This is a genomic window from uncultured Veillonella sp. (genome assembly GCF_905209685.1).
Taxonomy (GTDB): Bacteria; Bacillota; Negativicutes; order Veillonellales; family Veillonellaceae; genus Veillonella.
In genome coordinates this window covers 1-8683 of sequence record NZ_CAJLUB010000076.1, presented here as the reverse complement: position 1 = coordinate 8683, position 8683 = coordinate 1, and the positions used below count along the sequence as shown (strand labels likewise).

The following is an 8683-nucleotide window of genomic DNA, read 5'->3' as shown; positions in this document are numbered from 1 at the left end:
AATTAGCTAGAAAATTATCACCTACGGGTATTATTGGTATAAATGCGATGGTAGCCGCCACACAATTTGCTGGCTTAGTTAAAACTGCCATCGAAGAGGGCATTGATCTTGTAGTAGCAGGTGCTGGTTTTTCAAGAGATATGTTCGCAATGGGCAAAGAGTCTGGTACGCCAATCGTACCAATCGTTTCGTCCGCAAAATTAGCTCGCATTTCTGAAGGTTTAGGTGCAGCAGCAGTAATCGTAGAAGGTTGTGAAGCTGGTGGTCACTTGGGTACAGACCGTTCTGCTCGAGAAATCGTTCCAGAGGTTGTAGCTGCCGTTAAAAATATTCCAGTTATTGGTGCTGGTGGTGTTCTTGATGGTCGTGACATCGTAGAAATGTTGAAATTAGGTGCTAGTGGCGTTCAAATGGGTAGCCGTTTTGCTGCTTCTGATGAATGTAATGCATCTGACGAATTGAAAAAAATGTATGTACGGGCTACTAACCCTGAGGACATTGTATTAATTCAAAGTCCTGTAGGTTTGCCTGGACAAGCAATTAAAAATAAATTTGCTGAATCTGTATTAGACGGTACTGTAGCACCTCCAACGGTGTGTGATAACTGTTTGAAACATTGTTCCCATAAATTCTGTATCATCCGTGCTCTTTCTCGTGCACAACAAGGTGATGTGGAAACAGGTTTGGTGTTCTCTGGCAATAATATGAGAAAAGTCGACAAGATTATGCCAGTTAAAGATATCTTTGCTCAACTACAACAGCAAGTAGCAGAGATTGATTAATTTAAAAGGGCTGTATAGCTATAAGAGGTGGAATAATTGGAAAAACGTGTAGTAATTACTGGCTTAGGGGCAGTGACTCCTGTAGGTATCGGTAAAGAGAACTTTTACAATGCGTTATTGGCAGGTCAATCTGGTATTGGGCCAATTACACGCTTTGATGCATCTGAATATGCAACACGTATTGCTGGTGAAGTAAAAGATTTTGATGTTACAAACTATGGCGTAGACAAGAAAGAAGCTCGTCGTATGGACCGTTCTGTAGAATTGGCTATCGGTGCTGCTGTTCTTGCTTGTGAAGATGCTGATCTTGATTTAGATAAACAAGATTTAGATCGTTGTGGTACTGTAGTAGGTACTGGTATTGGCGGTATCGACTCTATCCATGAAGTATATGAAACATTATTCGAAAAAGGTCCTGGCCGTGTAAGTCCATTTGCAGTTCCTATGATGATTGCAAACATGACATCTGCACGTGTATCCATCCGTCTTGGTCTTAAAGGTCCTGTTATTACAGATGTAACAGCTTGTACTTCTGGTACAAATGCTATTGGCGATGCTTTCCGTATCATCCAACGTGGTGATGCTGATATCATGTTTGCCGGTGGTACTGAAGCAGCTGTTTCTCCAGCTGCTGTAGCTGGTTTCGCAGCTATGAAAGCAATGTCTACACGCAATGATGAACCAACAAAAGCATCTCGTCCATTTGACCGCGATCGCGACGGTTTCGTAATGGGTGAAGGTTCTGGTATCGTTGTTCTTGAAGAATTAGAACACGCAAAAGCTCGTGGTGCTCATATCTACGCTGAAGTTGTAGGTTATGGTACTAATGGCGATGCTTACCACATTACTGCACCAGCTCCAGGTGGTGTACAAGCTCGTAAATGTATGGAATTGGCAATCAAAGATGCGGGTATCGATCCTAAAGACGTTAACTACATCAATGCTCATGGTACATCTACTGGTCTTAACGACAAAAATGAAACATTGGCTATTAAAGAATTATTCGGCGATCATGCTAAAAACATCGCTGTTAACTCTACAAAATCCATGACAGGTCACTTGTTAGGTGCTGCTGGTGCTATCGAAACTATCGTTATGGCGATGGCAATCGAAACTGGTAAAGTTCATCCTACAATCAACTGTGACAATCCTGATGAAGGTTTGGATCTAGACTATGTTCGCGAAGGTGCACGTGACCTTCAAGTTAAATGTGCTCTTTCCAACTCTTTCGGTTTTGGTGGTCATAACGGTACACTTTGCGTACGCCGTTATGAAGACTAATGGTAGCTGTTGAAGCGCATAAGAGTAAGATGACACAAGCTCGTGAAGAATCTCTTCATGGGCTTGTTGCTCGTTTAGACATACCTGTGTCAGATATATCCATTTTAGATTGTGCTTTTACACATACATCTTATGCGAATGAACATAAATCAAAGCATATTAATCACAATCAGCGATTAGAGTTTTTAGGCGATGCTGTTTTGGATCTTATTATTGGGGAATACCTATTTAAGACATATCCAGACATGGCTGAAGGTAATTTGACGAAAATCAAGGCCGCTACAGTGTGTGAGGACTCCTTAGCATCTGTAAGTCGTTCTTTACAACTGGGGCAATATTTATTGCTCGGTCATGGCGAACGAGCTTCTGGTGGTAATGATCGTAATTCTATTTTAGCGGATACCTTTGAGTCTCTCATCGGCGCTATCTATATTTCTACAGATTATCAAACGGCGATGAACTTCGTTTTAAAGCATCTCATTACTTATATCAAGCAAGCCTTAGAAGGCAAACGTGGCAAAGACTATAAAACTTTGTTACAAGAATATGTACAACGAGATGGTGATAAACATATCGTTTATCGCTTACTCAGCGAAAGTGGCCCTGACCATGCAAAAACATTCCATATGGTTGTAGAAATTGATGGTGTTACTTATGAGGCCGGCTCTGGTAAAAGTAAAAAAATTGCAGAACAACATGCGGCTCAATTAACATTAGAACAGTTAATGGCCAAATAGAAAAGCGCCTAATGGCGCTTTTTTCTGTATAATGGTATATAGAATAATCAATATATTTATTTAATGATTTTCATATATAAGATCTTATATCTTAATATATTAATGGCGTAGCTCAAGACCCAATACATGGATTTTAATGTATTAACATATAAGATTTGTAACTAATATGATTTTATATAAGAAGGGAGGGTGACTATGAAACCATTTGGAATGATACCTTTTTTTATACCTCATGTAGGGTGTCCTTATGTATGTACATTTTGTAATCAGTCTCGTATTACGGGTCAATCTGGAATTAGTCACCTAACGCCGGATTATATAAAAGAAACGATTACAGAGTATGTAGGTAGTAAACGAAACGACAAGTTCTGGGAGGTCGCCTTTTATGGTGGATCGTTTACAGCTATCCATACAGATTTACAACATCAATTACTAGCTCCAGCTTCTGAGATGCTTAAGAGAGGCATAATTGATGGTATACGCTGTTCTACACGGCCTGATGCTGTTGGTGCTGAAGCTATCTCATTATTACAAGGCTATGGTGTAAAAATAGTAGAACTTGGCGTACAGTCCATGAACGATCAAATTCTAGTTGATGCTAAACGTGGTCATACGGCCCAGCAGGTAATAGAAGCTGTTAGTCGATTAAAAAAACGAGGAATGACCGTAGGCGTACAACTTTTACCAGGACTAAAAGGTGAGAGTTGGGACACTATTATTGAGACAGCTGTTGCTGTATCTGAATTAATGCCTGATTTTGTACGAATCTATCCTGTTCTCGTTATAGAAAATACGGAGCTTGCTAATCAATATAGAGCTGGTGAATACAAACCATTAAGCACTGAGCAAGCTATTCAATATTGTGCGTTTTTAAAAGAATGGTTTGAAGAACATAATATTGAAGTTATACGCACTGGATTACAAAGTACGGATGAACTCGATTCAGGTGATAGCTTAGTGGCCGGTCCTTATGAGCCAGCTATGGGTGAGCTTGTAGTAAATGAACAGTATAAACAGCGCATTGAGAGATGTTTTGATGAACACTTTTCTGAGAGCTCTTTCGGAGACCAATATATTTATAATTTTTCACCATTAAGTAATCATTATAGTCATAAGGTTGAATGTAGGACTCATGCAAATAATACAGATAGAATGATGCAAAATAGGATAGTTATTTCGTATCCTAGAAGCCTTACATCTAAGGTACGAGGCCTTAAAAATCGCAATATTTTATATTTCCAAGAAACATATCCTCAATTTAGCATAGATTGGTGTGAAGATAGTACGAGAAATACTGTTCGTTGCTGTATTGATGGCCTACAATATGTGTTATAATAAAAGATATGATTATTCGGGGTTGTTAGTAGAAAGGAGGCAGTCATGCAATTACTTCGGTTGGAATTAAAGGGCTTTAAATCGTTTGCTGATAAAACGGTTGTAAAATTCTCACCAGGAATGACTGCCGTTATTGGACCTAACGGAAGTGGTAAAAGTAATATTACGGATGCTATGAAATGGGTTTTAGGGGAATCCAATGTTCGTAATTTACGTGGTCAAAAAGCAGAGGATATTATCTTCTCTGGTACGGAAAAGCGTAAGCCAATGAGTGCAGCTGAGGTTACTCTTGTATTCGACAATAGTGACCATCAACTAGATGTAGATATGGCTGAGGTAGCTATTACACGTCGTATTTATCGTACTGGTGAAAGTGAGTTCCTCATCAATAAACGCTCTTGTCGGTTAAAGGACATTCATCTATTACTAGCTGACACAGGTCTTGGTAAAGACTCTATGGCCATTATCGGTCAGAACAGAATTGATGCTATCTTGAACTCTAAGCCTGAAGAACGCCGATTGATCTTTGAAGATGTAGCAGGTATTTCTCGTTTTAAAATCAATAAAGAAGATGCATTGCGTCGTATTGCTAGCACAGACCGCAACATGGAACGCGTACGCGACGTTATGGCTACAATTGAAGAACAACTTGGACCTTTATCTGAAAAGGCTGAAAAGACTAAGAAATATATGACCTTAAGTCGTACAAAGCGCGACTATGATGGGGCGTTAGGCTTTCATAATTACAAGACATCAGATCGTCTGTTAACGCGTTTTGAAAACGATAATATTGCTTTTAAGGATGAAGAAATTGAGCTTCAAACGGAGTTGTCCAAATTAGAAGCTCGTCGTCATACATTGCAATCATCTTCCACTAAAGAGCAAGAACAGCTTAAATTGTGGGAAGCTCAGTATACGGAAAAGCAACGTGATGAAGAGCGTTTAGCAGGTCATTTACGTCTTTTAGAAGAACAATTAAAGACCGCTCACCGTGAATTAGATGAAACGTCTATGCGCATTAGCGAGCTCGAGGCTACTCAAAAGGGAGAAGAGCAGCAATTACGCATTTTAAATCAATTGATTCAAGATGAAAGTGCTCAACTAGTAGAGAAAGAATCTAAGCTAGAAGAGCTAGAATCTAATTATAATAAAGCTGTTGAAGATGTCGGTGCAGAACAAGCTAAGTTCCAATCCTTACAATCCAATCGAGAAGCATTTGAGCAACATCAATTAGAAATTGTGAGCGCTATTGAAACAGCAAAGGCTAGTATTCGTAGCTTAGAAGCTCGTAAGGCTGAATCCGCAAAGCAATGTGAAGTTTTAAAGGCTGAAATAGCTCAAGTAGATAGTGAACTACAAGCAGCTCGTACTGAATATGAAACACTGGGTCAGAAATTTACTGCTATTTCTGCACAACGACAAGCCCTCGTTGATGGTGGTAAAGAAGCAGCTATTCAAGCTCGTGAGGAACGCAAAGAGCTACAAAAACTTCGTACCCAAGAACAACGTGCAAAAGGCCGTTTAGAGCTCTTAGCGCAATGGGAAGAACAGCATGAAGGTTACTTAGAAGGAACTAAGAATATTCTTAATGGTAAGGGCGCTTGGCGTGAAAAGATTACGGGCGCCGTTGGTGATCTCTTTACAGTTGAGGACAAATATACGACAGCTATTGAAACGGCATTAGGCGGTAGTGTTAACCATGTTGTGACCACTACAGCTCGTGCTGCTGCAGAAGGTGTTAAGTATTTGAAATCTATCCAAGGTGGCCGTGTAACCTTCTTGCCGATGGATTCAGTAAAAGGTAAGCCTTATGATACGCCATCCTTACGTGAAAGTTGTGTTATAGGTACGGCTGTTGACTGTATCTCCTTTGATAATAAGTACGCTCATATCTTCCAATATTTATTGGGCCGTACGTTAGTCGTATCCTCTATGGATGAGGCTATTGGATTACAGAAGAAATATAATCAACAATTACGTATCGTAACCCTTACAGGGGAGCAATTTCAACCAGGTGGTTCTTTAACAGGTGGTGCTACAAAGCGTAAGCGTGCCTCCGTATTGAGCCGTAAGGAAGAGGCGGCTAGCCTTGAACATGAGCTCTTGCAAATTGAAGAACAAATTCGTTCCTTAACAGCTAGCTTGGAAAACCTTGAAAAACGGGTTGAAGAGGCTGAAAAAGAACGAGCTATCCTTGATGAAAGCTATCAACATACGAACTTACTCTATGTAGCGAGCGAAACAAAGGTACAAAATATACAAAATCAAATAGATCGTAAGAAACGTGTTCTTTCTGAAGAAGAGCAACGTTTAGTACAAATCGATATTGATTTAGCAACTACAACAGCTAATTTAAAAGACCAAGAAACAGCACTTGCTTCCTTACAAGAAAATCATGGTGTAGAGGGCAATCAAGGGGCCTTGATGGAGCGTTTAACTGTATTGCAAAAGATACAGCAAGAGGCGTATGAGGCTTTCACTGAAGCTCGCCTTACTTGTGATACATTGCGACAAACCATTAAGGAACGTGAAACTCAACGGGAACAACGCAATCAATCTATTGCTAGCATTGTAGATCGTCTAACGCCGTTGCGTAATTTGCTAATCAGCACTACACAGCGCTGTGAAGAGGAATTACCGAAGGCTAAAGCATTAGCAGAACAGGAGTTAGCTGCGGCTACAGCAGAAGTTGAACGTTTGCGTACTCTTCGTGATGAGGCTTATGATAAGACATCTACAGGTCGTGAGGAATTGGAATCTATCCTTAGCGAGCAAGACAGATTAAATCAACGCTACAAAGTGGTACAAAGTCGTCTTGTAGATATGGAAGGTAAAATTACTCGTCATCGCATGGATTGTGAACGCTTTGTAGAGGAGTTACAAGAGTTGGGCTTCACATTGGAAGATGCGCAAGCCCTTCGCATTGAAGGCTCTGTCAGCGATTGGAAGGATGAACAAGCTCGTTTGATGGCTGAAATTGCCGAGCTTGGTCCCGTCAATCCAAATGCCGTTGAGGAATATGAAGAAACTAAAGAACGCTATGATTTCTTAACTACACAATTGGCGGATTTAGATACGGCGAAGGAGCAATTGCAAGCGGTTATTGCGGAAATGGATAAAGCTATGAGTACACAGCTATACGATGTATTAGATGTGGTAGGCCGCAGATTCCAAGAGGTATTTAGCCAATTATTTGGTGGTGGTACAGCCCAAATTGTACTGACAGATCCAGATAATATCTTGACCGGTGGCATCGACTTTTACATTCAGCCACCAGGAAAAAAACGCCAACAATTGACCTTGTTGTCCGGTGGTGAACGGGCTCTTACAGTTATTGCTCTATTGTTCTCGTTCCTCGACTATCGTCCGGCCCCATTCTGTGTGCTTGACGAAGTTGACGCAGCCCTTGATGAAGCTAATGTAGAAAGATTTAGTTCTTACTTAAATCGGGTAAATAAAGAAACACAATTTATCGTAGTATCTCACCGTAAAAAAACTATGGAAGCTGCCGAAGTATTACAGGGGGTAACCATGGTTGAACGGGGCGTATCGCGATTATTAACAGTAGCATTTGAAGATGTGAAGGAGGATCTCGCATAATGGCATTCGGATTCTTTAATAAAATTAAAGAGGGCTTAGAAAAAACTCGTAAGTCCTTTGTAAAAAATGTAGAGACAGTTATCATTGGTTATGCAGAAATTGATGATGATTTCTTAGATGATTTAGAAGCAGTTATGCTTACTAGTGACCTTGGTCCTAAAACGACAGAATACTTGATGAAGGAAATTCGTCGTGGTGTAACAGAAGGTATTATCAACAATACTGGTGATGTAATGCCTTTTATGGAAGACCGCATCACAGAAATGCTAGTTGACCAAGAAGATGAAATTACACTTCACCATCCAGAGGTTATACTTGTTGTGGGTGTAAACGGCGTTGGTAAAACAACAACTATCGCTAAATTGGCTAACTACTATACTAAAGAAGGTAAAAAGGTTATTATCGCTGCAGGTGATACATTCCGTGCCGCTGCAGCTGACCAATTATCCATTTGGGCAGATCGCGTTGGTGTGCCTATCGTTAAACATAAAGAGGGTGCTGATCCTGCAGCTGTTGTATACGATGCAATGGAAGCAGCAAAAGCTCGTAATGCAGACCTCGTTATCGTCGATACAGCAGGTCGTCTACACACTAAAGTTAATCTTATGGAAGAGCTTAAAAAGATGGGCCGCGTAGCGAATAACCATGTAGAAGGGGCTCCGCATCAAACATTGCTCGTTCTCGACGGTACTACAGGTCAAAATGCTGTAAGCCAAGCTAAATTATTTGGTCAAGCAGTGCCAGTAAACGGCATTGTGGTGACTAAACTTGATGGTACAGCAAAAGGTGGTGTAGTTATCTCTATTAAAGAGGAACTAGGTGTACCAGTGCGCTGGATTGGCGTTGGCGAAGGCATGGATGACTTACGTCCATTTAATGCGAAAGAATTTGCTAATGCACTATTTAATAAAGGAATGATTCAAGGTGACAAATAAATATAACCGGGAA

Annotated in this window: 6 protein-coding genes; all 6 read left to right on the top strand. The window is 40.4% G+C overall.

Annotated elements, in window-relative coordinates; genetic code table 11:
- Window positions 1-782 (top strand): nitronate monooxygenase family protein (locus tag QZ055_RS06395; protein WP_295825384.1); only part of this gene is annotated, 782 nt, incomplete at its 5' end.
- Window positions 783-818: 36 nt separating this feature from the next.
- Window positions 819-2063, top strand: a complete 1245-nt coding sequence (gene fabF, locus QZ055_RS06390) for a beta-ketoacyl-ACP synthase II (protein WP_295805447.1) — start codon at window positions 819-821, stop codon at window positions 2061-2063.
- Window positions 2063-2800, top strand: a complete 738-nt coding sequence (gene rnc / locus QZ055_RS06385) for a ribonuclease III (RefSeq protein ID WP_105089034.1) — start codon at window positions 2063-2065, stop codon at window positions 2798-2800. Before fabF ends, rnc begins: the two co-directional genes overlap by 1 nt.
- A 195-nt stretch (window positions 2801-2995) precedes the next feature.
- Window positions 2996-4135, top strand: coding sequence for an elongator complex protein 3 (locus QZ055_RS06380; protein ID WP_295825381.1), 1140 nt, complete (start codon window positions 2996-2998; stop codon window positions 4133-4135).
- Window positions 4136-4180: 45 nt separating this feature from the next.
- On the top strand, window positions 4181-7735 hold the full coding sequence (gene smc / locus QZ055_RS06375; RefSeq protein WP_295825379.1) for a chromosome segregation protein SMC: 3555 nt from the start codon (window positions 4181-4183) through the stop codon (window positions 7733-7735).
- Window positions 7735-8670 (top strand): signal recognition particle-docking protein FtsY, encoded by a 936-nt coding sequence (ftsY, locus tag QZ055_RS06370; protein WP_024066706.1) that lies wholly within the window; start codon window positions 7735-7737, stop codon window positions 8668-8670. Before smc ends, ftsY begins: the two co-directional genes overlap by 1 nt.
- Window positions 8671-8683 lie beyond the last annotated feature (13 nt).